The organism is Kribbella sp. NPDC050124 (genome assembly GCF_044460355.1).
GTDB lineage: Bacteria > Actinomycetota > Actinomycetes > Propionibacteriales > Kribbellaceae > Kribbella.
Genome location: NZ_JBITJU010000008.1, coordinates 133665 through 157764 on the forward strand (window position 1 = coordinate 133665; position 24100 = coordinate 157764).

Consider the following 24100-nt stretch of genomic DNA (forward strand, 5'->3'; position numbering starts at 1 on the left):
GCCCCGGCGTCGCGGTTCGGCGTCACTGGGCGCCGGCAGGCTTCAGGTTCAGGACGATCTGCAGCGCGTTCTGCTGGGTCGGCTGGGCAGGCGCGTACTGGTTCTGCTCGTCCGGCCAGCCCTCCCAGTTCTTGGTGCTGTAGAGACCGCCGACGTTCGAGGCCGAAGTCGGCACGACCGGCATCTGCTCGACCATGATCTTCTGCAGCGTGTTCAGCGCCGCGGTCCTGGTCGCGTCGTCGGTGGCGTTGGCGTACTGGTCCAGCGCTTTGGTCGCGTCCGGGCTGTTGAACCGGCCGTAGTTGCCGCTCACACCGCCCTTGCCGACCGGCTTGAGGATCTTGCCGTCCATGATGTTCTGGTAGATGTCGTACGGCGTCGCGCCGCCGTTGGTCCAGTGCATCCCGGCGTCGAAGTTGCCCTCGTCGAAGGCCTTGAACCAGGCGTCCTGGTTGGCCTTGTCGACGGTCGCCTTGATCCCGATCGTGGACAGGTTGTCCTTGATGATCTCCAGGTCGGTGATGTAGTCCGACCAGCCGGCCGGGTCGGTCAGCGTGATCGTCACCGGCTTGCCGGTCGGGTCCTTGAGTACGTCGCCCTCGAGCTTGAAGCCGGCGTCGGCCAGCTCCTTCTTCGCAGCCTCGACGTCGACGGAGTGCAACTTGTCCTTGAACTCCGGCGCGATGAACGACTCACCGGCCGGCGTCGGGATACCGGTGATCGACTCGACCTTCGGGTAGAAGTAGCCCGCCTCACCCTGCATGAAGATGTCGTCGCGGTTGATCACCTTGTCCATCGCCCGCCGCAGCGCCGGGTTGTCGAACGGCTTCCGGGTGGTGTTGATCCACAGACCGTGGATGCCGAGGTTCGCCGGGAACCACAGCTTGTGGTGCTCGGGGTCCTTGTCCTGGTAGACGGCCTTCACGTTCGGGACGAAGACGAAGCTCCACTCCGACGCGCCGTTGGCCAGCGCGGTGGTCTGAGCGTTGTTGTCGTTGTACGACGTGTACCGCAGTTCCTTCACCTTCGGCAGGTCCTGCCAATACGAGTCGCGCACCGTCAGCGTGGTCGTCTGCGGGGTGAAGGACTTCACCGTGTACGGGCCGGTGCCGACCGGGCTCTTCAGCGTGTCCTGGCTCGGGTCCTTGAGCGTCGACCACTGGTGCTTCGGTACGACGAAGACGGTCAGGATCTTGTTCTGGTTGACGAACTGGGACCGGGTGAAGGTCAGGTCGACCTTGTTGCCGGACGCCGTGATCGTGCCGTACGGGATGGCGTCGGAGTTCAGCCCCTCGTTGTCCTTACGGAGCTGGAAGGAGTACGCGACGTCGTCGGCGGTCATCGGCTTGCCGTCGGAGAACTTCACGCCGTCGCGGATGGTCAGCGACAGCTTGGTGAAGTTGTCGGCCCACTTCCATTCGGTCGCCAGCCAGGGCTTGCCCGGCTCGGTCGGCTTGATGCCGTTGATCATCACCAGCGGCTCGAAGATCATCCACCGGTACCCCAGCGAGGCACCCGAGGAGGAGCCGAGGAACGGGTTGTGGTTCTCGGTCTGCGGGCCGTTCGGCATCCCGACGTTCAGCACCGTCGCGGCGCTGCCGGATCCGCTGGTCGTGGTGCTCCCGTCCCCGCTACTGCAGGCAGCCAGCGTGGCTGCCGCGAGCAGGCCCGTCAGGGCCAGCGCGACTGTCCGTCGTGCTCGCATCGGTTCCTCCTGTGCATCTGTTGGCGGCTGTGTTGCTTCTTTGACTGGCTCACGCCTGAGCCGCGTGAGCGAGTGCATCGTGGCGTGAGAACGCTCTCATGGGAAGAGCGAACGCCTTAACGGATCGATCTCGGGGGTGCGCCGGCGGCGGGACAGGGGCAGCTGCCCCGCCGCCGGAGTCTCAGGAACGCCGGTGTCTCGGGGCGGGTTTCGGCGATCTCGACGGTGACTTCTTCGGGGCGGTTGAGCTGCGGACCACCAGCGTGGTCGGCAGCACTTGCGGGTCCTCGGGCAGCGGAGTGCCGCCGAAGTACCCCATCAGCATCCGGGCCGCCGCCTGGCCCATCTGGCGCATCGGCTGATGCACCGTGGTCAGCGGGGGCTCGGTGTGCTCGGCGTACGGGATGTCGTCGAACCCGACCACCGAGACGTCGTCCGGCACGTTCCGCCCGGCCTCCCGGACGGCCTGGATGGCGCCGCCGGCGGACAGGTCGTTGTGGGCGAAGATCGCGTCGAACTCGAGTTTCTGGTCCAGGGCCTGCTGGACGCCGCGGCGGCCGCTCTCGTGGGTGAAGTCGCCTTCGAACACGAGCCGCTGGTCGAGCTCGATCCCGGCTTCGGCGTAGGTGTCGCGGAAGCCGTCCAGGCGTTCGTGCGTGCAGCCGAACCGCTCGACACCGGTGATCACCAGCGGCTTGTGCCGGCCGAGCTCGATCAGGTGCCGGGCCGCCGACTCGCCGCCGGCCCGGTTGGTGGTGGCGACGGACGGGAACTGCGGCCGCTTGGCCCGGTCGTCGATCAGTACGACGGGCAGGCCGCGCGCATGCAGTTGCTCGATGTAGGTGAGTGTGCCCTCGGGCTCGATCACCAGCAGGCCGTCGAACGACTGGGCCGAGACCTGGGAGGCGAACTGGTGCATCGACTCCTCACCCCGGTTGAAGGTGAAGAGCAGCAGCCCGTACCCCTCGCTCTCGACCACGTCGACGGCGCCCTGCAGGACCTCGCCCATCCACGGCCAGGTCAGCGACGGGACCAGCATGCCGACGATCCGGGTCCGGCCGCGGGCCAGGCCGACGGCGCGGGCGCTCGGCACGTAACCGAGCTCGGCGATCACCTGGCGGACCCGCTCGGCGGTGCGCAGATCGAGCTCACCCTTGCCGTTGAGGACGCGCGAGACGGTCGTCTTGCTGACGCCGGCACGCGCTGCGACATCGGCGATCGTGATCGACAAGGCACTGCTCCCCTCGGGCGGGATGGGCCCCGGCCTGATCGGCCGGAACCGGTTTCGGAAGCGGTTCCGTAGAGTGAATCCGAGGGGGTCGGTCACCGTCAATCACGGGACGGTAACGAAACAGGTCTTAGTTCACGACCTGGATGAAGCCCGTCTTCCGGGCTGCCGGTGCGCCGTGATGAACTTCGCGTGAGCGGCCTGGCTGAGGCCGGACCAGGTAGGGGTAGACGGCATGGATGTACGGCGGACCACTGTGCGCGACATGCGGCGGTCCAACCGGGCGGCGCTGCTGACGACCATCTACCGGGAGGGCCCGCTCAGCCGGCACGAGCTGGGGCACCGCACCTCGCTGAGCGCCGCGAGCGTGAGCAACCTGGTCAGCGAGCTGATCGCCGAGGGCGTGGTCGAGGAAGCCGGGTCGGTCGACTCCGAAGGTGGCCGGCCGCGTGTCCTGCTGCGGGTCGCTCCGACGTTCCGGTACGTCGTGGGCGCCGAGGTCGGCGAGACCCGGGTCAAGGTCGAGTTGTTCGACCTCGCGATGAACGTGCTCGCGAGTGCCGACTATCCGATCGACGCACCGCAGCCGTCAGTGGTCGTGAAGCACGTGCTGGAAGGGATTTCGACGGTCATCGCCGCGTCCGGCGTACGGTCCGACCTGATCCTGGGAGTCGGGATCGGGGTCGCCGGCGTGGTCGAGGGGAACGCCGTCGTCGATGCGCAGACGTTGGGCTGGGACGCCGTACCGCTGCGGGAGCTGATTGCCGAGGGCACCGAGATCCCGATCCAGGTGGACAACGGGGCGAACATGCTGGGCAAGGCAGAGATGTGGTTCGGCGCCGGCCGGGGAGCGACGGACGCGGTGGTGGCGTTGGTCGGCTCCGGTGTCGGCGCGGCGTTGGTTGCCGACGGCTCCAGTTATCGCGGAACCCGTTCCAGTGCAGGCGAATGGGGCCACATGACGATCGCGTACGGCGGTCGCCAGTGCCGGTGTGGAGCGCTCGGCTGCCTGGAAGCGTACGCCGGCGCCGAGGCCGTGCTCGAGCGGTACCGGGAGGCCGGTGGAACCGTCTCGGCCACCGATGAGGAGGCAGCCTTCGTCGAGCTGCTCGACGCCGTCGGTACGTCGGAGGTCGCGGCAAGGATCGTGGACGAGACGGTCGGGTACCTCGCCGCGGGCGTCGCGAATCTGGTGAACCTGGTCAACCCGGAGCGGATCGTGCTCGGCGGATGGGCCGGACTGTTGCTGGGGGAGCGGTACTTGGACGACCTGCGCGCAGCCGTTGGTGAGCACGCGTTGCGGCAGCCGTACTCGCAGGTGTCGATCGAGCTCTGCGAACTCGGCAGGGACGCGGTCGCCCTGGGCGCCGCGACCCTGCCGGTCCTCCGCCTGCTACGCGACGGCGGCGTCGTACCCCCGCGAAGCTAGCTCCCCGCTGGTGGGCTGACCCACCCGGGTGCGGGTTTCCGACCCGGATTTCGGTAGGCCAACCCATCTTCCGGTGGGTCAACCCATCGGAGGGGCTAGACGGTCCACTTCTGGTTGGCTGCGCCGGTGCAGGTCCAGGTCTGCAGCGGTGTTGCGTTGGCCGAGTTGTTGCCGGTGACATCGAGACACTTGTTCGCCTGTGGGTTCACCAGGTCCCGGCCGGAGGTGTAGACCCATTGCTGGGCGCCGGTGCCGTTGCAGGTCCAGAGCTGCACTTTGGCGCCGTCGGCAACGGATCCGGCGCTCACGTCGAGGCACTTGCCCAGGGCCCGGATGGTGCCGTCACCGGGACGGCTCCACTGCTGGGCGTTGGTGCCGTTGCAGTCGTAGAGCTGGACCGGCGTACCGTCCGCGGTGTTGGCGGCGGCGACATCGACGCACTTGCCGGCCAGGCCGGTGATCGGCGTGCCACCTGAGCTGCTGCCGAGCGTGGAGACGCGGACGTAGTCGATGGTCATCGTCTGCGGCAGAACCGTCGTACCGTCGGGGTAACCGGGCCAGTTCCCGCCGACCGCGACGTTCATGATCATGAAGAACGGGTGGTTGAAGACCCACTGGTTTCCGTTCAGGTCGGCCGGCGTCCGGCGCTGGTACTGCACGCCGTCGACGAACCAGGTGATCGAGTCCGGCGCCCAGTCGACCCGGAAGGTGTGGAAGTCGTCGGCGAACGCCCACCCGTTCGGATGGTTGTACGCGGCCCCGATCCCGCCGGCGCCGGCGTAGCCCGGGCCGTGGATCGTGCCGTGCACGGTCGCGGGCTCGCGGCCGATGTTCTCCATGATGTCGATCTCGCCGTCGTTCGGCCAGTTGCCGCCGCCGAGCATCCAGAACGCGGGCCAGATCCCTTGCGTCCTGGGGATCTTGATCCGGGCCTCGAACCGGCCGTACGTCTGGGTGAAGGTCTGCGCGGTGAGCAACCGGGCCGACGTGTACTCGCAGGTGCCGTAGTGGCACTGGTGGCCGCCGCTCTCGCGGCGCGCGGTGATCACCAGGTTGCCGTTGCCGTCGAGCGCGGAGTTGCGGGTGCTGTTGGTGTAGTACTGGCGTTCGTTGTTGCCCCAGCCGGAGCCGCCGATGTCGTACCGCCACTTCGACTGGTCGGGCGCCTGGCCGGCGGGACCGTCGAAATTGTCCTCCCAGATCGTCGCCGTCGGTGCGGCGGCCGCCTGGGGATCGGCGTTGGCGGGGGACTGGAGCAGTGCGGCGCCGACCAGCGCGGCACCGAGGGCGACGAGCGCCGTGATGCGGGAACGCTTCATGATGCCTCATTTCTCGCGGGGGCGGTCGGGAGTCAGGGCTCGGCCGGATCTTGCTGTGAGAACGCTTTCACGTCAAGGTCGGGACTAAATAAAAGACGTGAAAAAAGTTCGGTTTCGGCGTTGACACACCCATATACGGATGGTTACCTCGTGCTGACCACCTGTTGCGGCGCGGGCAGACGCCGGAACCCTGAAACCCTTCTAGCCAAGGGAGAACCGCCCCATGCCCGCGAACGGGACACTCAGGCTGTCGCGCCTGATCTCGCGCCTACTGCGCGGCGCTCGGCACGGCACCTCGCCGCACTGGCCCGAAGGCCACGATGCTCCGCATCGAGACCTCCGTTCCAGCACGCCGATGCACCGCACCGAGCACCTGCTCGCTACGGCACGAGATCAGGCGCGACAGCCTCGTCGTGCCCGCCCCTGGCGACGACGCCTCCTGCCGGCCGCGGTCGCCGCTGCGTGCGTCGCCGCCGTACTGAGTGTCGGAAACCCGCCACCCGCCCAGGCCGCCGGTGAGCAGGTGAACATCTGGCTGACCACCACGAACGACTCGGCCGGCCGCAACGTCACGCGCGGACTGCAGCAGCAGACGCCGGTCAACTTCGGCCCGGCCGGCGGCACCGCGAACCAGACCATCACGGTCAACGAGAACACGACGTACCAATCCTTCGAAGGGGGTGGCGCGTCATTCACCGACAGCGCCGCCTGGCTGCTCAACAGCAGCAACACGATCACCGCCGCCACCCGCGACCAGGTGATGCGCGACCTGTTCGACCCGGTGAACGGGATCGGGCTCGCCTTCACCCGCAACCCGATGGGCGCCTCCGACCTGGCCCGCTTCAACTACTCCTACGACGACACCTGCTGCGACCTGAACGACTTCAGCATCAACCACGACCTCGCGGACGTGGTGCCGTTGACCAAGAAGGCCCGGCAGCTCAACCCTGCGCTGAAGGTGAAGGGCGCGCCGTGGAGCTCGCCGGCCTGGATGAAGGACAACAACAAGTTCACCAACCGCGGCTGGCTGAAGTGGGAGTACTACCCGCTGTACGCCCAGTACTTCGTCAAGTACGTCCAGCAGAACGAGGCCCAGGGCAACCACATCGACTACGTCTCGGTGCAGAACGAGCCGACCTGCTGCGGCACCGACGACACCGGCTACGCGTCGATGAACTGGAACGGCTCCGGGCTGCTCGAGTTCACCAAGAACCACCTGATCCCCGCGTTCCGGGCGGCCGGTCTCACCACCAAGGTGATGATCCTGGACTACAACTGGGGCAACTACAACGACCTCGGCTCGGTGCCGCTGGCCGACGCGGCGTTGCGCAACGACCCGCTGTTCGGCGGCATCGCCTGGCACGGGTACGGCGGTGACGTGAACCTGCAGACCCAGGTGCACAACCAGTACCCGGCCGTGAACCACTACATGACCGAGCACTCCGGCGGGACCTGGATCGCGAACCAGCAGGTCGAGGACATGAACAACCTGATCGACTACACCCGGAACTGGAGCAAGTCCTGGGTGAAGTGGAGCCTCGCCCTCGACCAGAACCACCTTCCGTACGTCGGCGCCGGCTGCAACGTGTGCACGGGCCTCGTGACGGTTCAGCGCGGTGGCAGCCGCGCGGGCCAGGTGGACAAGACGGTCGAGTACTACACGATGGGCCACCTGACGAAGTTCGTGAAGCCGGGCGCGGTCCGGATCGAGTCGAACGCCAACAACTCGGTGAAGAACGTGGCCTGGAAGAACCCGGACGGGTCGAAGGCGCTGATCGCGTTCAACACCACCGGGGGCTCGCAGTCGGTGCGGGTGAACTGGGGCTCGCAGTCGTTCGTCTACACGCTGCCGACGAAGACGTCCGCGACGTTCACGTGGTCGGGTTCGCAGAGCGGTGGCGGCACGGGTACGGCGATCACCGGGCTGGCCGGGAAGTGCATCGACGTTGCCGGAGCCAACAGTGCGGACGGGACCGCCGTACAGCTCTATGACTGCAACGGTACGACGGCCCAGCAGTGGACTCGGCCTGGTGACGGGACGATCCGGGCCCTTGGCAAGTGTCTGGACGTGAGTGGTGGGTCCGTCGCCGATGGCGCTCGCGTTCAGCTGTGGACGTGCAACGGCAGTGGTGCGCAGCAATGGACCTATACGAGCGGAAGAGATCTGGTGAATCCACAGGCGAACAAGTGTCTTGATGTGACCGGCAACAACTCCGCGAACGCGACACCGCTGCAGATCTGGAGCTGCACGGGCGCCGCCAACCAGAAGTGGACCGTCTGATGCGCCGGGTAGCGGCGGCGGCCGCAGCCGTTGTGCTTGGCGCCGGACTACTGGTTGTTTCATCTCCGGCTCAGGCGGCGACTGGCACGATCACCGGGCTGGCCGGCAAGTGCGCTGACGTTGCCGGGGCCAACAGTGCGGACGGGACCGTCGTACAGCTGTACGACTGCAACGGGACCGCTGCGCAGTCGTGGACGCGGTCGAGTGACGGGACGATTCGGGCCCTGGGCAAGTGTCTGGACGTGAGCGGTGGTTCGACCGCGAACGGTGCCCGGGTTCAGCTGTGGACGTGCAACGGGAGCGGTGCCCAGCAGTGGACGTACACGTCCGGGCGCGACCTGGTGAATCCGCAGGCGAACAAGTGCCTCGATGTCACCGGCAACAACTCGGCGAACGCAACACCGTTGCAGTTGTGGTCGTGCACCGGTGCGGCGAACCAGAAGTGGAACGTCCCAGCGGCCGACGACGGTCCGCCGCCGACGGGTGGCGCTCCGATGGCGGCGGCGCCGTACCTCTATCAGGGCTGGGGGAGCCCGCCGAACCCGGCGACCGTGATGAACGCGACCGGGGTCAAGTGGTTCACGATGGCCTTCATCTTGTCCAACGGGTACTGCAACCCGATGTGGGACGGGCAGCGGCCGCTGACCGGTGGCGTCGACCAGCAGGCGATCAACACGATCCGCGCGAACGGCGGTGACGTCGTCGTGTCGGTGGGTGGCTGGTCCGGCAACAAGCTCGGACAGAGCTGCAGCAGTGCCGGTGAGCTGGCGGCGGCGTACCAGAAGGTGATCAACGCGCTGTCGCTGAAGGCGTTCGACGTGGACATCGAGGCGGGTGAGTTCACCAACGCGACGGTCCGGCAGCGGGTGATCGACGCGCTGAAGATCGTCGAGCAGAACAACCCGGGGATCGCGACGTACCTGACCTTCGGTACGTCGACCACCGGGCCGGACGGCGACGGTCAGGACCTGATCCGGCGCGGTGCGGCGTCCGGGCTGAACCTGGACGGCTGGGTCATCATGCCGTTCAACTTCGGCGGCGGGTCGACGAACATGGCCACGCTGACCCGGCAGGCGGCCGACGGGCTGAAGAACCGGGTCCGGGACGCGTACGGGCTGAGTGACGACGCGGCGTACCGGAAGATCGGCATCTCCTCGATGAACGGCATCACTGATGTCGCCGGCGAGCGGGTCAACCTCTCCGACTTCGAGTCGATGCTGTCCTACGCCTCCCAGCACCACCTGGCCCGCTTCACCTTCTGGTCCGTCAACCGGGACCGCCCCTGCACTGGCGGGCCGGCCGACAGCTGCTCCGGCGTACCCCAGCAACCCTGGGACTACACCAAGGTGATCGGCCGCTACCGCGGCTGACCTTCGACTCGGCAGTCACCCGTCTCCGGGCGGGTGGCTGCCGTGTTGTTTGACTCTCCGGCTACCGGAGGGTGGAAGGTTAGGGGCATGACGGCGACCGTGACAGTGGGCGAGTTCTCCCGCCTGACGCACCTCAGCGTGAAGACGCTGCACCACTACCACGAGATCGGGCTGCTCGCGCCCGCTTCCGTCGATTCGTCCTCCGGCTACCGACGCTACGACACCGCCCAGGTCGACACCGCCCTGCTGATCCGCCGGCTCCGCGAGCTTCGCATGCCGCTCCCCGAGGTCCGGCAACTCGTGGAGACAAGTGAAGGCAGCCAGCGCGAGGAGACGCTCCGAGCTCACCTCGAGCGCATGGAACAAGAACTCGCCCACACCCGCGAGGTCGTCACCTCCCTGCGCGAAATGCTCACCCCTGGTCGCCCCACCCTCGACGTCGAGTACCGCTTCATCCCGGCGTTCCGCGCATACGGCGTCCGCGACCAGGTCGAGCGTGAGCTGATCGGCCCTTGGTGCGAGCGGACCTTCCGCCGACTGGGTGAGGTCGGCACCGCGCGAGGCATCTTCGCCACGTCCGGGGCGACGTACAGCGACGAGTTCTTCACCGACGACACCGGCGAGGTGGTCGCGTTCCTCCCGGTCGCCCCGGACCAGGAGCCGGCCGACGGCGTCGAGCTCGTCGACCTGCCCGGTGGCTTCTTCGCGATCGCCGTCCACGCCGGACCTCTCACCGACTTCGACCGCAGCTACGGCGCGCTCGGCAGTCACGTCGCCGAACACTGCGAGGTCGCCCCCGGGCCGATCCGGGAGCTGTACGTCGTCAGTCCGGGCGACGTGGACGACCCGGCCGCCTGGCGAACCGAAATCTGCTGGCCGATCCAGCGCATCCCCGCACCGAAAGGCTGAACATGTCCATCTCCATCGCCCAGGTCACCATCGACAGCGACAACCCGCGCGCCCTCGCCGGCTTCTGGTCCGCCGTACTCGAGCAGGAGATCGACGACTACGGGAACGAGTTCGTCGCCACGGTCGGCCGGGCCGGCGGCAGCACCACACCGCTGATGTTCATCAAGGTCCCCGACGAGCGCATCGGCAAGAACCGCCTGCACCTCGACCTCGCCACCGCCGAGTGGTCCGCCGAGATCGACCGCCTGGTCGGCCTGGGCGCCAAGCGCCTCGACGAGTACGACGAGTTCGGCACCCACTGGATCACCTTCGCCGACCCCGAAGGCAACCTCTTCGACCTCGCCGAGATCCGCTAAACCGTGAAGTAGCGGCTGCCGTCGTACGTCGCTGTGCCCTCGTCGACCAAGTTGTTGAGGTGGGCTCGGGCCTGTGGCACCGGCCAGCGGAAGGCGCGGCCCAGCTCGCCGGGGGTTGTTTGGAGCATGGTGCTCAAGAAACGCTCGGTGGCTCGGGGGTGGTCGGGTCCGCCGCCTACCTCGAACTGGTCGCAGGTGAGGGTGATCAGGGCGGCGGGCCAGCCGGAGGTGGTCTCGTGGACACCGGCTGTGGTGATGATGAGGTTGCGCTGGAGCTCGGTGATCGCTCGCTTGTAGCGGCCGGGGTCGCCGATCAGTGCGCGGAGGGTTGCGCTCGGCAACGGCTCGACGGCGATCGCCTTGGCGATCTCGTGGGCTGCGGGCGACAACTCGAGCGCTTCGTGGTCGCTGGGGTGGCCGGCGGCTGGGTACAGCGCTCGGAGGAGATCCGGTGCGAGGAACGATCCCCGGCCGCCAAGGTAGGCGCCGTACCAGGCAAGTCCTTGGCGTGGCAGCTCGTCCTTCCAGGTCCAGACGCGCTGCTCGTTCGTACCCATGCCTTCGCCGAACGGCGGCGCGTCCTCGCCGGCCACCGCCTCCCACAGTGACGGTACGGCGGCGCGCGGTGCCGGGAACAGCGCCGCGAAACCGACGTCCTCGACGAACGCGGCAGCGCGTTTGATCGACGCCACTTTTCGTCCTCGGACCCACCAGCGTGAGGCGCGTGCGCGACCGAGCTCGACGTCCGTTGTCATCGGCCCAGTCAACCACCGGCCTCGGACAGATTTCCCTCCGACGGGGGAGGAGTCTCCCTCGCTGTCGGGACGTGCTGGCGATGCGCTCCGTTCTACCGTCGGGGGGTGGCTGATCCGGATCGCTTGCGGCGCTGGCCGGCGTACTCGATGGCGGTGCTGATGCTCGGGTATGCGGTCGGCAAGGCCGCCTTCGCGTTGAAGTCGCAGCTCGGCTTCCCGGGTGGCCCGCCGGTGTCGGCTGCGGAGACCGCCGCCTACTTCCTCGACCCAGCTCTGGCTCAGTGGCTGGCCAGTGCGTCCGGAGTACTGGGTGCGTGCATCGCCGTCGCAACCGTCACCACACCAGGTCGCGGCGTGCCGAGACGCCTGATGCTGGTCGTGCTGGCGATCATGACGCTGGCCGTCCTCGGTGGTGGCGGAGTGATGCTGGTGGACGGCTTCGTCGGCATCGGTGTCGGCTGGCAGTGGTACCACGGAGTCGTCGGCCTGGCCGCGATCGTCTTGTCTGTGGAAATGTTCCGGTCCTACCTGACGACAACCCGTGCCACGCGCTGACCGCACGCGGGCAGCCGGCTACGGCGCGGCCCTACTTGCAGCCGCCTACGGATCGATGAAGCTCGCCCAAGCGCTCGGCGCCAACGCATTGGCCGACAAGGACCCGCTCCCTCCCGAACTGCGCGAACGGCTGCTCGCCCGCGACCCACTCTTCATCGCCAGTCACTGGGCACTCGCCTCCGCGGCGGCCATCGGCGTGATCGTCGCGTTGGCCACCGTCCGGCCCTGGGGTACGACGCTTCCACGCCGACTCCTCATGGTGGGGACCACGACCCTCGGGATCCTCATGATCGCCCGATCGGCCGGAGTCGTGGGGTTCGGTTTCGTCGGTGATGTCCTCCTGCTCACCGGACTACGACCGGCACGGCACGAGTACGCCGTACTGGCTCGGGACCTGGCGTGGTGGGACCTGTTGTTGTGGTCGCCGTTCTTCCTGCTGTGGGGTGCGTGCTGGGTGACCGCCGGTTGGCGGCTCCGCCGTACCGACCGTGAGCGGTTGTGATCGTCGAGACATAGGTGCGCAGGTGTGGGCGCCGGGCATTGCCAGGGCTGCGCTCGCGGAGCAATGTGGGTTCCGACCGGTGGCGCCACCGGGGCGCTGCCCTGAGGGGTAAGGGGGTGGATCGTGTACGCGCGTTCCACCACGATCAACGCCAAGCCGGGGTCGATCGACGCCGGCATCGCGCAGGTGCGCGACGAGGTGATGCCCATGATCCTGGAGATGGACGGCTGTATCGGCCTGTCCATGCTGGCCGACCGGGAGTCGGGACGGTGCATCGCCACCAGCGCCTGGCAGTCGGAGGAGGCGATGCGGGCCACCGACGAAGGGCTCCGGCCGATCCGCGAACGGATCGCCGAGACGATGGGCGCCGGCAACCTCAAGGTCGAGGAGTGGGAGATCGCAGTACTGCACCGCGATCACCGCTCAGGTGAGGGCGCCTGCGTTCGCGCGACCTGGGTGAAGGTCGACCCGGCGAGCCTGGACCGGTCGATCGACGTCTACAAGATGGCCTCACTGCCCCGGATGGAAGACCTGGCCGGCTTCTGCAGCGCGAGCCTGCTGGTCGACCGCGCTTCCGGTCGCGGGGTCTCGTCCGTCACGTACGACAGCCAGGAGGCGATGGACAGCAACCGCGAAGCCGCCGCCTCGATGCGTTCGGCCACCACCAAGGAAGCCGGCGCCGAGGTCCTGGACGTCTGCGAGTTCGAGCTCGCCATTGCCCACCTCCGGGTGCCCGAGCTCACCTGACCCCGCCTCACCCACCCGCACGGCCCGGAACCCCCTCCGGGCCGTCCGTCAGTCCATCGTGTCGAGGTGTGCTTCGAGGGCGTCCAGGCGGGACCGCCAGAGGTCGCGGTACGGCTCGAGCCAGGCGTCGATCTCAGTGAGCGGAGCGGGCCGCAGCCGGTACCAGCGGCGCTGGGCGTCGTGGCGAACCTCGACCAGCCCGGCATCACGCAGTACCTTCAAATGCTTCGACACGGCCGGCTGGCTCATCGACAGTTCCTCGACCAGATCGCCGACCGGGCGTTCCCCACTCCGCAGCAGGTCCAGGATCTCCCGCCGCCGCCCTTCCGCGAGCACTTCGAACGTACTTGCCATACAAGGAATATACGTCGATCCGCTGTCAGAGCGGGTGGCCGAATGTCGCCGTGAAGGCTTCCTCGAACAGCGTGCGCAGGTCGGGCTCGCCATCCTCGGCGGCCCAGCGGAGCAGGGCGATGTGGGCGACCCCCAGGCATGCGCTCGCCGCTGCACGTGCCTGGAACTCGGTCGCGGGGTCCTCGGATCCGCCGGTGAGTGCGGCGACGAGTGCCTCTTGGGTCGCGTACTGACTGTCGAGGTGGCGGGCGCGCAGGGCCTCGGTCGCGATCATCAGCCGCAGCCGGGCGAGGTGGAACTCCTTGTCCGCGATCGCGTCTTCGTAGGTCTTCGTGAGGGTACGCGCGATGCGTACGACGAGGGGCTCGTCGGCCGGTAGTTCGGTGACGGTCGCTGCGGCCTGTTGGTCGAACTCGTCGTACAGGACCAGGTCTTCCTTCGTGGCGAAGTGCCGGTAGACGGTCATCGCCGAGACGCCGGCCGCTTCGGCGACGTCGTTGACCGTGGTCGCGTCGTACCCGCGGTCCATGAACAGCCGGATGGCCTGTCGCTGGATCGTGTGCCGGGTCTCGCTCCGGCGACGTGCCCTCAGGTTCATGTGATAGATACTAACATCATGAGAGTATCTAACACTTCTGGCGGGGTGGCACTGGTGACTGGTGCCTCGCGTGGGATCGGGCGGGCGATCGCGGAGCGGCTGGCCGCGGACGGCGTCGAGGTGGGTGTGCACTTCAACAGCGACAAGGCGGGAGCCGAGGAGACGCTGGCTCGGCTCGGTCGTGGGTTCCTGGTCGGTGCGGAGCTCGGGGTGCCTGGTGATGTCGACGGGTTGGTGTCGCAACTCGAGGCCGGTCTGGCGGGTCGGCCGCTGGACATCCTCGTGAACAACGCGGCCGCACCTCCGGCGGGTCCGATCGAGACGGACACTGTTGACGCGTTCGATCGGTTGTTCGCGGTCAACGTCAGGGCGCCGTACTTCCTGATCCAGCGGGTGCTGCCGCTGCTGCGGGACGGCGGCCGGATCATCTCGGTGTCGTCGGTCGCGACGCGGATGGCGAATCCGACCCAAACCTCGTTTGCCATGACCAAGGCCGCCCTTGAAACCATGACGCTCACGCTCGCGCAGTCCCTGGGTCCGCGTCGCATCACCGTCAACGCCGTCGCGCCCGGCGCCACCAGGACCGACGCGAACGCAGCCTTCTTCGAGGCTTCCGGCCTGACCGACGCCATCACTGCCCTGACTGCCCTCAACCGGCTCGGTCGCGCCGAGGACGTCGCTGACGTCGTCGCCTTCCTGGCCTCGGATCAGGCTCGCTGGATCACTGCCCAAACCCTGGATGCGTCCGGCGGTCTCTTCCTCGGCCCTCGGGTCGCCTGACCTTTGGACCGCGGAGGCTGGGCCGTGGTCAGCCGGTCAGGTAGGTGACCACGGCCCGGATCCGGCGGTTGTAGCCGGGGGTGTGGGTGAGGCCGAGTTTGTCGAAGATGGCGTTGGCGTGTTTCTCGACGGCGCTGGAGGAGATGAACAGGCGCTCGCCGATCGCGTTGTTGTTGTGCCCCTCGGCCATCGCGGCGAGGACCTCGCGCTCGCGCGGGCTCAGGCGTTCCAACGGGTCGGTGTGGGTGGTGCGGGACAGGAGTTGCCGCACCACCTCCGGATCGAGGGCCACGCCGCCGGAACCGACTCGCTCGAGCGCATCGAGGAACTCTTCGACCCGCATCACCCGATCCTTCAGCAGGTACCCGATTCGTGTCTGTCCGGAGGTGATCAGCTCACTCGCATACGACCTCTCGACGTACTGCGACAACACGAGCACGCCCACCGACGGCCAGGCCTCCCGGATCGCCAGCGCGGCCCGCAATCCTTCGTCGGTGTGGGTCGGTGGCATGCGTACGTCGACGCACACAACGTCAGGCAGAACCCCGTCGTCGGCGCTCGCGCGCACCGCCGCAACCAACGCATCCCCGTCTCCAACGGCCGCCGGCACCTCATGGCCTTCCTCGACGAGCAGTCGAACCAGCCCTTCCCGCAACAATGTCGAGTCCTCCGCCAAGATCACGCGCACGAGATCTCCTCCGCATCGGCTGAGGTGGGTGCGGGCTGCTGGTTTCGACGGCGGGATCCGGGGGTGTAGGGGAACACGGCGTGAATCGTCGTGGGTCCGCCGGGTGGGCTGGTGATGGTGAGCTGACCGTCGATGGCGGCTACACGTCCGGCCAGGCCGGTGAGGCCACGGCCGTGCGGGTCGGCGCCGCCGTGGCCGTCGTCGGTGACGGCGATCAAGACGGTCGCTGGGTCCGGGATGGCCGGCGCCGATGCGTTCACTTCGTCCGGGGTGGCCGACGCGGATGCGTTCGCTTCGCCCGGGCTGTGCTCGTCGGCGGCGGGCGCCGTACTGGTGAGGGTCACGTCGATCTGCCTGGCGTCGGAGTGTTTGGTGGCGTTGGTGAGCGCTTCGGAGATGACGAAGTACGCCGCAGTCTCGAGGTCGGGGGATGGGCGGTCTGGCAGGTCGTAGCGCAGCCGCACCGGAATGCTCGAGCGTTCAGCGAGGACGGCGATGACGTCGCGGAGCCCGAGTTGGTCGAGGACGGTCGGGTAGACGCGCCACGCGACGTCGCGGAGATCCGCGAGCGCCAGCTCGGACTCCTCGTGTGCCTGGCGGACCAGCTCGGCGGCCTGGACCGGGTCACGGGTCCGGCGGGCGCGGCTGAGGAGGAGTCCGAGGGCGACCAGACGTTGCTGGACGCCGTCGTGCAGATCGCGCTCGATCCGGCGGCGTTCGTCGTTGACGACCTCGACCACCTCGGCGCGGCTCACGGTCAGCTCGGAGATCCGGCGGGCGAGCGTCTCCTCGACGGACGGCACCAGGTGGCGCCGGGCGAGCCGCGTGTCCAGATCGACGACGCCGATCAGCCCCATCACGTTCAGATAGAGCAGTAAGGCACCCGGAACTGCGGCGACCGCCATCGTGGCAGTGCTCACCCGGCCGGCGCTCTCGATGAAACCCCAGGTCCCGTCCAGTGCCCAGGCGCTGATCATCGTCCCCGCGACCACCAGACCGTACAGAAGGAGCAGCACGACGAGGCCGCCGAGCCCGCCGATCGCCCAGCGTCTGAGGACATAGCCGTACGCCGAACGGTCGGTGAACGGACCGAGATCCCGGATGCCGTGGAACGTGCCGAGCCGGCGCAGCTCCATCACCGAAAGTTGCCGTGCGCAACGATAATTGAACGCCTCGACCGTACGCCGGGCCCGCGGTGTCGCGACGACCGGCACCAATACGAGCGCAGACAGCAGCACAAAGCACAGCTCGACGACGGCCGTGAGCGTGCCGGACATCAGGCCCGCCAGGGTCGCGATGCCCCGTCGCAGGAGGCCGTGTCGTTGCTGCATGCACGCAAGAGTAGTGGGCACAGGACCAGAAGAAACTGCGGTTTTCCTCAGTTATGTACTGTGGAAAATCCCAGCAAAAGACGGCGGTTGGCCTCAATGTGCGGACCTCGTCCGCGCGCCTACCGTCGTCGCCATGTTCACGACGAATCAGGTGATGATGACCGCGCTGCAAGCGACGCACGAGCCGACTGGAGGAGTGGCCGGATGGGCGATCGGCTTGATGGAGAAACTCGGCGCACCCGGCGCCGGGCTCGCGGTGGCGCTGGAGAACCTGTTTCCGCCTCTGCCCAGCGAGGTGATCCTGCCGCTGGCCGGGTTCGCCGCCAGCCGGGGTGATCTGGGTCTCGTCAACGCGATCATCTGGACCACGATCGGCTCGGTCGTCGGCGCGCTCTCGCTGTACGGCGTGGGCGCGGGACTTGGCCGGGACCGGACCAGGGCGCTGGCGGGGAAGCTGCCGCTGGTCAAGATCGAGGACGTCGACAAGGCAGAGGGCTGGTTCAACCGGCACGGGCCGAGGGCCGTGTTCATCGGGCGGTTGGTGCCGGTGGTGCGAAGTCTGATCTCGGTGCCGGCCGGCGTGGAGCGGATGTCGGTGCCACTGTTCCTGATGCTGACCGCGGTCGGCAGCCTGATCTGGAACTCATTGCTGATCGTCGCTGGGTACCAACTCGGTGAGCGGTGGCACGTCGTCGAGTCCTCGGTGGGTGTCTTCCAATGGCTCGTGATCGCGGGCGCGGTGGCCGCAGTGACGTGGTTCGTGGTTGTCAAGGTTCGGGCCAGGCGTTCGGAATCTGAGAAAGTCAAGTAGCACGCTCGACTTTAGCTAGTCTCGATCCATCACTGCCGAGCTCAGGAGATGGGTCAGATGCCCTCAGTCGCGTTCGAACCGCAGGTCGTGCCGGATCCGCCGGTGTGGCCGCAGTCTGTCGTCACCGTGGTGGGCAACCCCCGGGCCGGTTCGCGGACCGCAGTAGCTGCCGCGTCCGTCGCCGAACTGCTGGCGTCTGAGCTCGGTACGCCGTACCGGATCGATGAGCTCGTGGATCTGGTGACGTTCGCGCCGGCGATCTTCCAGGGGGACGGTGCGGGGGAGGAGCAGCGGGCGGCGCTGGAGAACGCGATCGATCTGGTGTCGTCGGCGTCGGTGCTGGTCGTGGGGACGCCGGTGTACAAGGGCAGTTACACGGGATTGCTGAAGAGCTTCCTGGATGTGCTGAAGCCGCAGGCGTTGGCCGGGGCGGTTGTAGTGCCGGTCACGGTGTCCGCGGCGCCTAGCCACAAGCTGCTGGCGGATCAGCACTTGCGTCCGGTGCTCGCGGAGTTGGGGGCGAGCGTGCCGGTGCCTGGGGTGATCCTGGAGGAGCGCGACCTCGAGGACCTGCAGGTCGTCCTCTCCGGCTGGATCCGCGAAAACGCCGGCATAGTTCAAGCCACCACCATCGCCCTCCAACCGGTCGCAGAACCAACCCCCGCCCGCTAGTCCCCGCTGGGGCCGCAGAGTCGGGTGGTTGTGGGCTGCGGAGTCGGCTCTTGGTGGTGTTGCGGATGGCCGGGCGGGGGGTTCTGCGCGGTGGTGCTGCGGGCGGTCGACCTGCTCACGCGGGTCGGGCGGGGCTCCGGGGTGAGGGGTGTGGGGAGCTGCCGGTGGAGCTTCGCGAGTGGCATCCGAGGGTGGTCATCGAGCCGACGTGGGCAGGGCGAGGCTCCGGGGTGAGTGGTGTTGTTGTCGGTGTGCGAGTACCGGCGCGTCGAGCCCGGCTGGTGATCCGCTGCCACGGGGGTGCGCTCCGGACCGGCGCGGCGGTCCCCCCCGTGGTATCCAGCGGATCAGGCGTCGGGGATGGGACACCTGGTCGGGGCCGTGAACAGGCTATGTCATGTCCGAGCCCCCCGCTTCCTGGTCAAGCCACCGCTTGTTGACGTACTCCGGCTGGCTGTGCCGACTGGATGACGGTCTCTGGCGGTTGTCAGGTGAGCCGCTTTGCTGGTTGCGGGTTTGGCGGGTGGGGTTAGTCGGTGTGGGTGGGTTGGGTGGGGGAGTGGCGGAGGGTTGTGGTGGCGGGGATGAGGGTTGAGAGGAAGGTCAGGGCGGCTGCGGCTGCGGCGATGAGTAGGTAGATCCAGAGTGGGCCGGTGGGGAGAGCGGAGCCGGAGACCTTGGCGGAGAAGGGGATCAGGCAGGCTAGAGCTACCAAGGTGCCTAGGGTGATGCCGGTGAGCCACACCAGGGTGCTTTCGGTGGTGAGCATGCGTAGGACTTGGGCGCGGGTGGAGCCGGTGAGGCGTTGGAGGGCGAACTCGCGGCGTCGGCGCAGCGTGGTCGAGACGAGGGTGTTGACGACCGAGACTGCGGTGTACGCGATCAGCATGCCGACGAGCATGTAGTTGACCCAGGCCTGTGTCTGCAGGTCTTCCGCGTTGGCGGCGACCAGTGAGTCGCGGTCCGCGACCTGCACGCCGGGGTTCTTCGCGGCAAGGGCGGTCAGTGCCGGGCGTACGTCGGTGTCGGGCGCAGAGCGGACCAGCAGTTGCGTGATCAGCCCGTCGGTGGTGTGGGCCGCGACGAGCGATGCCGGCAGAATGATGGATTCGTAGCCGCGTTCGGCCGCGAAGGTCGCGACGACCCGCAACTTCACCGCCGTTCCGTCGCCCAACGTCATGTCGATCTCCGAGCCGAGGCCCCGGTCGATCTTCTTGGCCACATAGTCCGGCAGCGCCACGGTCGAGCCGGTCAGGCCGGACAGCGATCCGCTCGTCAACCGGACCGGCGCCGTACCGTCCGCTCCCTGCGCGTCCACTCCGATCAGCGGCGCGCCTTCCTCGTCGAACGGCGCGTTGCGCGGCTCGTCGATGACACCGGTACTGCGGACGAACGCCGAAGCACTCGCCACCCCAGGCGTCTCCCGGACCTCGGTCAGCAGGCGAGGCGACAGGCCTGCCGAGGAGACCAGTACGGCGTCCGCGCGGAGGTCCCGCGTGAAGGCCTCGGAGGCGGCGTGGACCTGCGTGGTCTGCATGTAGAGGTTCGCGGTGGAGATGCCGACGGCAAGCATCACCGGCATCGCGGCAGCCGACATCGCGACCGATCGCGCCGTGACGTTGCGGATCGCGAGGCGGCCGTTGACCCGGGTGAGTGCCTGCACCGGCCAGCGCCACACCAGCAGCACGACCTTCGTCCAGAACGGGCCTAGCAACGCGACGCCGATCGCCCAGCACAGGATCGACGGCCCAGCGGTCGCGCCGGCCAGCGGACCGGTCATCACGGTCGCGGTCACGATCAGCAGAGCCATACCGCCGCCGAGGAACAGCACGCCGAAGAGCAAACGCATCCAGCTGAACCACTTCCGCTGGAGCGACGCCTCCATCAGCGCCTCGACCGGGCGGATCTTGGCCGAGCGACGCGCCGCGATCAAGGCGGCGCCGATGGCCGCGAGTACGGCGGCTCCCGCGCCGGCGGCGAACGGAATCCAGCCCTGGGAGAACTCGATGACCGACGAGGCAATCCCGTGCGACCCGAGCTCCTCGAACAGGAAGCGACCAAGGAAGACGCCGGGTACGACGCCCAGCAGCACAGCCGGGAGTGACACCAACAGCGCTTCACCGAGGATCATCCGCCGTACCTGGCCCGGGGTCGTGCCGATGCCACGCAGCAGGGCGAACTCACGCTCGCGATGCTGGGCGGACAAGGCCAGCGTGGAGGCGACGACGAACATCATTGTCATCGCCGCGATCCCGCCGAATGAGCCGGCGATCGCGATCAGTGCGACCGCCTGTGACTCGCTTCCAGGGTGCTCGGCCAGGCCACGATCGATCCCGGTCCGGACCGAGATGCCGGCGTCGAGGGCCTCGATCCGGTCCTTGACCGCGTCGATATCGACGCCGGGAGCGAGCAGTACGCCGATGTCGGCGAAGCGCGTCGGATTGTCGACAATACGACGAGCGTCGCGGTCGGAGAAGAAGGCGTGACCGGCGGGACCCTGGGCGATGCCGCTGACTTCAAAAGCAGTAGGTGTGCCATCGAGAAGGAAGGTGACGCGGTCGCCGACCTTCGCGCCAGGTGCGGTGGTGACGACCTCGCCGGCGGATGGAGCCCGGCCCGAGGTCAGCTGGTACGGCGCCAGCGCGGCGGAGCTCCAGTTGTGGCCTTCAGCAACCGTCGGAGCGCCGGCCGAGGCGCCGGCGCCAAGCATCGTGGCCGGGAAGGTGTAGTCGCCCAGAGCGGCCGAAACACCTTCCACAGAACGGATCTGATCCAGCAATGAGGTCGGGACGCCGACGCGTTCGGGCAGCGGCGTGGCGTCCTCAGCGCCCGGTCGAAGATGCGACTGCTTGCCAGTGACAACGATCGGTGCGGCGGCGAGGCGTTCCGGTGCGACGTTGGAGCGGATACCGGTCTCCATCAAGCCACCGCAGGCCATCACGATCGCGGTGCCGAAGACGACCGCGACGAACGTTGCGATGAACCCGCCCTTGCGGAAGCGCAAGGTGCGGACAGCCAGGCGCATCATCCCGCCACCGCCGACAACGCACGCGCGCCCAGGTGGGTCATCCGGTCCGCGACCTGTTCCGCGGTGGGTGCGACCAGGCTGCCGGCCAGTACGCCGTCGGCGAGGAAGACCACCTGGTCGGCGTACGAGGCGGCGACCGGATCGTGCGTGACCATGACGACCGTCTGACCTTGGGTGCGGACCGGCTCCCGGAGCAGTGCGAGGACATCGGCGGCGGTCTGGGTGTCGAGGGCGCCGGTGGGCTCGTCGGCGAAGATCACCGCGGGCCGGGCGACCAGCGCACGGGCGATGGCGACGCGCTGCTGCTGACCTCCGGAGAGTTCCCCGGGACGGTGCTTGTGGCGATCCCCGAGGCCGACCCGGTCGAGCACCGCGCGGACGGCGGCGCGGTTGGCGCGGCGGCCGTCGAGCTCCTGAGGCAGGCAGACGTTCTGCCAGACGGTCAACGCAGGCAGGAGATTGAAGGATTGGAAGACGAAGCCGATGCGCTCACGGCGGAGCTCGGTCAGCTTGCGCTCGTTCAGCTCGGCAAGCGACTGGCGGGCGATGAGAACGCTGCCCGACGTGGGACGGTCCAGACCGGCCGCGCAGTGCAGGAACGTGCTCTTGCCCGAGCCGGACGGACCCATCACCGCGGTGAAGGTACCGGGGGCGAAGTTGATCGAGATGCCGTTGAGGGCGGTGACAGCGTTCGCGCCACGGCCGTAGACCCGTCGTACGTCGTTCAGGACGACCGAGTACTCGGGCCCGCCGACTGATTCCTGCAACCGTCGCGTCTTCTTCTTCATGCCCAAGACGCTACGGAGAACGAGCGGTGCTCCCCAGGGTGCTGGACCGCCGCGGATGGTGGGTGAAACTCCACCAATGCGCTACGGCTGGAGCAGTGCGCGCAGCCCGGCGCTGTAGGTGTCGGGAGAGACGTCGCCGATCAGCAGGCGCTGGAGCAGGAAGCCGGGGAGGAACCCGAACAGCGCCTGGGCGATGTAGCGCGGGTCGACCGAGGCATCCACCGTGCCGTCGGCCTGCGCTCGTCGCGCGACCGCCTCGAAGTGGCCGCGGAGCTTGCCGTACTTGCTCTGCGCGGTCTCCATGATCGCGGGGTTGCGCAGCGCCTCCGCCCAGGCCTGGATCGCGACCCTGGTGACGTCGCCGCCGGGGCGCTCGGCGATCGCGACGATGTGCTTGAGCGCGGCCTCCAGCGCGTCGAACGGAGTGAGCGGCTTCTCGGTCGCCAGGATCTTCTCGAAGAGCTCGTCGACCGTGCTCAGCGCTTCCTCGGCGATGGCCGCGACGATCTCCTCCTTGCTCTTGAAGTACCCGTACACCGCGCCGGCGGACAGGCCGGACTCGCGGATCACGTCGGCCATCGTCGTCTTGTGGAAACCCTGCTCGATCACGCACGTGCGGGCCGCGTCGACGATCTGCCGGCGCCGGGCCAGCCGGTGCTCCTCGGTGACTTTCGGCATGCCGGGAACATAAAACGAATGTCCGTTCTTGACAAGCTGCCCGCCCTGGGTCCACGCTCGAAGTAATAAAGAACGGTCATTCGGTTTACAAGGAGTCCCCTTCATGTCCGCTCAGCTGACCGGGCACCACCCGGAGCAAGCGCCCGAACACACGCCTGAACACGCCGCCGGCAACCGTCAACGGCCGCCGGTCATCGCCGTCATCACGCTGCTGACCGCCCTGCTCACCGTGCTGCTGATCGCGTTCGCCTGGCCGGCCGCGCGGTCCGAACCGCGCGACGTCCCACTCGCGGTCGCCGGACCTCAATCAGCCGTCGCGCAGGTGGAGCAGGGGCTCGAGCAGGCGATGCCGGGTGGCTTCGAGGTCACCGCCGTACCGGACCGGGCTGCGGCCGTGCAGTCGATCGAGGATCGGGACGTGTACGGCGCCATCGTGCTCGACCCGCAGCAGCCCGAGGTGCTGACCGCGTCCGCAGGGAGCCCCGCGATTGCGCAGATCCTCACGCAGCTCTCGGCCAAGTTGTCGCCGGAGGCGCCGGCCAAGGTGACGGACGTCGTACCGCTGCCGGCCGATGATCCGCGTGGTGCGGGGCTGGCCGCGGGTGCGCTGCCGCTCGTGCTCGGCGGGATCGTCGCCGCCGCGTTGCTGACCCAGTTGGTGAGGTCCGGCTCTCGGCGGATGGTCGGGGCGATCGGGTTCGCGATCACGGGTGGGTTGGCGCTGGCCGTCGTACTGCAGTTCTGGCTGGGGTCGTTCGAGGGCAGCTACTGGGGGAATGCGGGTGTGATCGCGCTGTCGATCGGTGCGGTGAGTCTCACATTGCTCGGGCTGGAGTGGCTGCTCGGCCGGGCGGGGCTCGCGCTCGGTGCGGCCGTAATGATGCTGCTGGGCAACCCGCTGTCGGGCCTGGCGAGTGCGCCGGAGATGCTGCCGAGCGGCTGGGGTGCGCTGGGGCAGTTGCTGCCGCCGGGAGCCGCGGGTACGGCGCTCCGCTCGGTGAGCTTCTTCGACGGCGCCGGCGCCGGGCGACCCCTCGTCGTACTGGGCTGCTGGCTGCTTGCCGGACTGCTCCTGTGCGTACTCGGAGCACTCAAGTCGCGACGCGTCGTACACCCCCAACACGAGCTGAAACCGGCTACTGTCTGAATGTCATGACAACGCGGTGACCGGATCGTTACGTGCCGGTCACCGCGTAGTCGCGCTCAGACCCGGACA

At 68.0% G+C, this 24100-nt stretch carries 23 protein-coding genes; 12 read left to right on the forward strand and 11 right to left on the reverse strand.

Annotated elements, in window-relative coordinates; all coding sequences use genetic code 11:
- Positions 1–22: 22 nt before the first annotated feature.
- On the reverse strand, positions 23–1705 hold the full coding sequence (locus ACIBL3_RS20445; RefSeq protein WP_396354994.1) for an ABC transporter substrate-binding protein: 1683 nt from the start codon (positions 1703–1705) through the stop codon (positions 23–25).
- A 181-nt stretch (positions 1706–1886) separates the two neighbouring features.
- The gene (locus ACIBL3_RS20450) at positions 1887–2936 is read right to left on the reverse strand and encodes a LacI family DNA-binding transcriptional regulator (RefSeq protein ID WP_396354995.1); all 1050 of its coding nucleotides are present in this window, start codon (positions 2934–2936) and stop codon (positions 1887–1889) included.
- A gap of 232 nt (positions 2937–3168) precedes the next feature.
- Here ACIBL3_RS20450 and ACIBL3_RS20455 point away from each other — a divergent pair, with 232 nt between their 5' ends.
- The gene (locus ACIBL3_RS20455) at positions 3169–4362 is read left to right on the forward strand and encodes an ROK family protein (protein WP_396354996.1); all 1194 of its coding nucleotides are present in this window, start codon (positions 3169–3171) and stop codon (positions 4360–4362) included.
- A 95-nt stretch (positions 4363–4457) separates the two neighbouring features.
- Here ACIBL3_RS20455 and ACIBL3_RS20460 read toward each other — a convergent pair whose 3' ends face one another.
- Positions 4458–5681: a ricin-type beta-trefoil lectin domain protein gene (locus ACIBL3_RS20460; RefSeq protein WP_396354997.1), complete on the reverse strand. Its 1224-nt coding sequence runs from the start codon at positions 5679–5681 to the stop codon at positions 4458–4460.
- 223 nt (positions 5682–5904) lie between these two features.
- Between ACIBL3_RS20460 and ACIBL3_RS20465 the strand changes: the two genes are divergently transcribed.
- The 4 genes from ACIBL3_RS20465 to ACIBL3_RS20480 all read left to right on the forward strand — a co-directional run bounded on the left by ACIBL3_RS20465 (position 5905) and on the right by ACIBL3_RS20480 (position 10597).
- Entirely contained in the window at positions 5905–7962 is a 2058-nt protein-coding gene (locus tag ACIBL3_RS20465) for a ricin-type beta-trefoil lectin domain protein (protein WP_396354998.1), read from the forward strand.
- Positions 7962–9332: a ricin-type beta-trefoil lectin domain protein gene (locus ACIBL3_RS20470; protein ID WP_396354999.1), complete on the forward strand. Its 1371-nt coding sequence runs from the start codon at positions 7962–7964 to the stop codon at positions 9330–9332. Before ACIBL3_RS20465 ends, ACIBL3_RS20470 begins: the two co-directional genes overlap by 1 nt.
- A gap of 87 nt (positions 9333–9419) precedes the next feature.
- Positions 9420–10241: a MerR family transcriptional regulator gene (locus ACIBL3_RS20475; protein WP_396355000.1), complete on the forward strand. Its 822-nt coding sequence runs from the start codon at positions 9420–9422 to the stop codon at positions 10239–10241.
- Positions 10242–10243: 2 nt separating this feature from the next.
- Positions 10244–10597, forward strand: coding sequence for a VOC family protein (locus tag ACIBL3_RS20480; protein WP_396355001.1), 354 nt, complete (start codon positions 10244–10246; stop codon positions 10595–10597).
- Here ACIBL3_RS20480 and ACIBL3_RS20485 read toward each other — a convergent pair.
- Entirely contained in the window at positions 10594–11289 is a 696-nt protein-coding gene (locus ACIBL3_RS20485) for a hypothetical protein (protein WP_396355002.1), read from the reverse strand. The genes ACIBL3_RS20480 and ACIBL3_RS20485 overlap by 4 nt on opposite strands.
- A gap of 168 nt (positions 11290–11457) precedes the next feature.
- Between ACIBL3_RS20485 and ACIBL3_RS20490 the strand changes: the two genes are divergently transcribed.
- The 3 genes from ACIBL3_RS20490 to ACIBL3_RS20500 all read left to right on the forward strand — a co-directional run bounded on the left by ACIBL3_RS20490 (position 11458) and on the right by ACIBL3_RS20500 (position 13156).
- On the forward strand, positions 11458–11907 hold the full coding sequence (locus ACIBL3_RS20490) for a hypothetical protein (protein ID WP_396355003.1): 450 nt from the start codon (positions 11458–11460) through the stop codon (positions 11905–11907).
- Positions 11894–12409, forward strand: coding sequence for a DUF3995 domain-containing protein (locus tag ACIBL3_RS20495; RefSeq protein ID WP_396355004.1), 516 nt, complete (start codon positions 11894–11896; stop codon positions 12407–12409). Before ACIBL3_RS20490 ends, ACIBL3_RS20495 begins: the two co-directional genes overlap by 14 nt.
- Before the next feature lie 123 nt (positions 12410–12532).
- Positions 12533–13156 (forward strand): antibiotic biosynthesis monooxygenase family protein, encoded by a 624-nt coding sequence (locus ACIBL3_RS20500; RefSeq protein WP_396355005.1) that lies wholly within the window; start codon positions 12533–12535, stop codon positions 13154–13156.
- A 48-nt stretch (positions 13157–13204) separates the two neighbouring features.
- On the opposite strand, the gene ACIBL3_RS20505 is transcribed toward ACIBL3_RS20500, so the two are convergent.
- Together ACIBL3_RS20505 and ACIBL3_RS20510 are read right to left on the reverse strand one after the other, a co-directional pair.
- Entirely contained in the window at positions 13205–13510 is a 306-nt protein-coding gene (locus ACIBL3_RS20505; protein WP_396355006.1) for an ArsR/SmtB family transcription factor, read from the reverse strand.
- Positions 13511–13535: 25 nt separating this feature from the next.
- Entirely contained in the window at positions 13536–14108 is a 573-nt protein-coding gene (locus ACIBL3_RS20510) for a TetR/AcrR family transcriptional regulator (protein ID WP_396355007.1), read from the reverse strand.
- 54 nt (positions 14109–14162) lie between these two features.
- Between ACIBL3_RS20510 and ACIBL3_RS20515 the strand changes: the two genes are divergently transcribed.
- Entirely contained in the window at positions 14163–14888 is a 726-nt protein-coding gene (locus ACIBL3_RS20515; RefSeq protein ID WP_396355008.1) for an SDR family oxidoreductase, read from the forward strand.
- 28 nt (positions 14889–14916) lie between these two features.
- Here the strand turns inward: ACIBL3_RS20515 and ACIBL3_RS20520 are convergent, their stop codons facing one another.
- Together ACIBL3_RS20520 and ACIBL3_RS20525 are read right to left on the reverse strand one after the other, a co-directional pair.
- Positions 14917–15576 (reverse strand): LuxR C-terminal-related transcriptional regulator, encoded by a 660-nt coding sequence (locus ACIBL3_RS20520; protein WP_396355009.1) that lies wholly within the window; start codon positions 15574–15576, stop codon positions 14917–14919.
- Entirely contained in the window at positions 15567–16907 is a 1341-nt protein-coding gene (locus ACIBL3_RS20525; protein ID WP_396355011.1) for a sensor histidine kinase, read from the reverse strand. Before ACIBL3_RS20525 ends, ACIBL3_RS20520 begins: the two co-directional genes overlap by 10 nt.
- A gap of 133 nt (positions 16908–17040) precedes the next feature.
- Here ACIBL3_RS20525 and ACIBL3_RS20530 point away from each other — a divergent pair, with 133 nt between their 5' ends.
- Together ACIBL3_RS20530 and ACIBL3_RS20535 are read left to right on the forward strand one after the other, a co-directional pair.
- Positions 17041–17718: a DedA family protein gene (locus ACIBL3_RS20530; protein ID WP_396355012.1), complete on the forward strand. Its 678-nt coding sequence runs from the start codon at positions 17041–17043 to the stop codon at positions 17716–17718.
- A 57-nt stretch (positions 17719–17775) separates the two neighbouring features.
- Positions 17776–18390 carry an NADPH-dependent FMN reductase gene (locus ACIBL3_RS20535; protein WP_396355013.1) on the forward strand — a complete coding sequence of 205 codons (615 nt, stop codon included), beginning with the start codon at positions 17776–17778 and terminating at the stop codon, positions 18388–18390.
- 529 nt (positions 18391–18919) lie between these two features.
- Here ACIBL3_RS20535 and ACIBL3_RS20540 read toward each other — a convergent pair.
- From ACIBL3_RS20540 to ACIBL3_RS20550, 3 genes are all read right to left on the reverse strand, one after another.
- Positions 18920–21418: an ABC transporter permease gene (locus ACIBL3_RS20540; protein ID WP_396355015.1), complete on the reverse strand. Its 2499-nt coding sequence runs from the start codon at positions 21416–21418 to the stop codon at positions 18920–18922.
- Positions 21415–22206 (reverse strand): ABC transporter ATP-binding protein, encoded by a 792-nt coding sequence (locus ACIBL3_RS20545; protein WP_396355016.1) that lies wholly within the window; start codon positions 22204–22206, stop codon positions 21415–21417. Before ACIBL3_RS20545 ends, ACIBL3_RS20540 begins: the two co-directional genes overlap by 4 nt.
- Positions 22207–22287: 81 nt before the next feature.
- The gene (locus tag ACIBL3_RS20550) at positions 22288–22884 is read right to left on the reverse strand and encodes a TetR/AcrR family transcriptional regulator (RefSeq protein ID WP_396355017.1); all 597 of its coding nucleotides are present in this window, start codon (positions 22882–22884) and stop codon (positions 22288–22290) included.
- A 103-nt stretch (positions 22885–22987) separates the two neighbouring features.
- On the opposite strand from ACIBL3_RS20550, the gene ACIBL3_RS20555 reads away from it, so the two are divergent.
- Complete coding sequence (locus ACIBL3_RS20555; RefSeq protein ID WP_396355018.1) at positions 22988–24031, forward strand: hypothetical protein; 1044 nt, start codon at positions 22988–22990, stop codon at positions 24029–24031.
- Positions 24032–24100: the final 69 nt, after the last annotated feature.

Bases quoted from the DNA above. Each gene is read 5' to 3' on its own strand.
- ACIBL3_RS20445 (WP_396354994.1), bottom strand. From the start codon at position 1,705: ATGCGAGCACGACGGACAGTCGCGCTGGCCCTGACGGGCCTGCTCGCG.
- ACIBL3_RS20455 (WP_396354996.1), top strand. From the start codon at position 3,169: ATGGATGTACGGCGGACCACTGTGCGCGACATGCGGCGGTCCAACCGG.
- ACIBL3_RS20460 (WP_396354997.1), bottom strand. From the start codon at position 5,681: ATGAAGCGTTCCCGCATCACGGCGCTCGTCGCCCTCGGTGCCGCGCTG.
- ACIBL3_RS20465 (WP_396354998.1), top strand. From the start codon at position 5,905: ATGCCCGCGAACGGGACACTCAGGCTGTCGCGCCTGATCTCGCGCCTA.
- ACIBL3_RS20470 (WP_396354999.1), top strand. From the start codon at position 7,962: ATGCGCCGGGTAGCGGCGGCGGCCGCAGCCGTTGTGCTTGGCGCCGGA.
- ACIBL3_RS20475 (WP_396355000.1), top strand. From the start codon at position 9,420: ATGACGGCGACCGTGACAGTGGGCGAGTTCTCCCGCCTGACGCACCTC.
- ACIBL3_RS20480 (WP_396355001.1), top strand. From the start codon at position 10,244: ATGTCCATCTCCATCGCCCAGGTCACCATCGACAGCGACAACCCGCGC.
- ACIBL3_RS20505 (WP_396355006.1), bottom strand. From the start codon at position 13,510: ATGGCAAGTACGTTCGAAGTGCTCGCGGAAGGGCGGCGGCGGGAGATC.
- ACIBL3_RS20510 (WP_396355007.1), bottom strand. From the start codon at position 14,108: ATGAACCTGAGGGCACGTCGCCGGAGCGAGACCCGGCACACGATCCAG.
- ACIBL3_RS20525 (WP_396355011.1), bottom strand. From the start codon at position 16,907: ATGCAGCAACGACACGGCCTCCTGCGACGGGGCATCGCGACCCTGGCG.
- ACIBL3_RS20530 (WP_396355012.1), top strand. From the start codon at position 17,041: ATGTTCACGACGAATCAGGTGATGATGACCGCGCTGCAAGCGACGCAC.
- ACIBL3_RS20535 (WP_396355013.1), top strand. From the start codon at position 17,776: ATGCCCTCAGTCGCGTTCGAACCGCAGGTCGTGCCGGATCCGCCGGTG.
- ACIBL3_RS20540 (WP_396355015.1), bottom strand. From the start codon at position 21,418: ATGATGCGCCTGGCTGTCCGCACCTTGCGCTTCCGCAAGGGCGGGTTC.
- ACIBL3_RS20545 (WP_396355016.1), bottom strand. From the start codon at position 22,206: ATGAAGAAGAAGACGCGACGGTTGCAGGAATCAGTCGGCGGGCCCGAG.
- ACIBL3_RS20550 (WP_396355017.1), bottom strand. From the start codon at position 22,884: ATGCCGAAAGTCACCGAGGAGCACCGGCTGGCCCGGCGCCGGCAGATC.
- ACIBL3_RS20555 (WP_396355018.1), top strand. From the start codon at position 22,988: ATGTCCGCTCAGCTGACCGGGCACCACCCGGAGCAAGCGCCCGAACAC.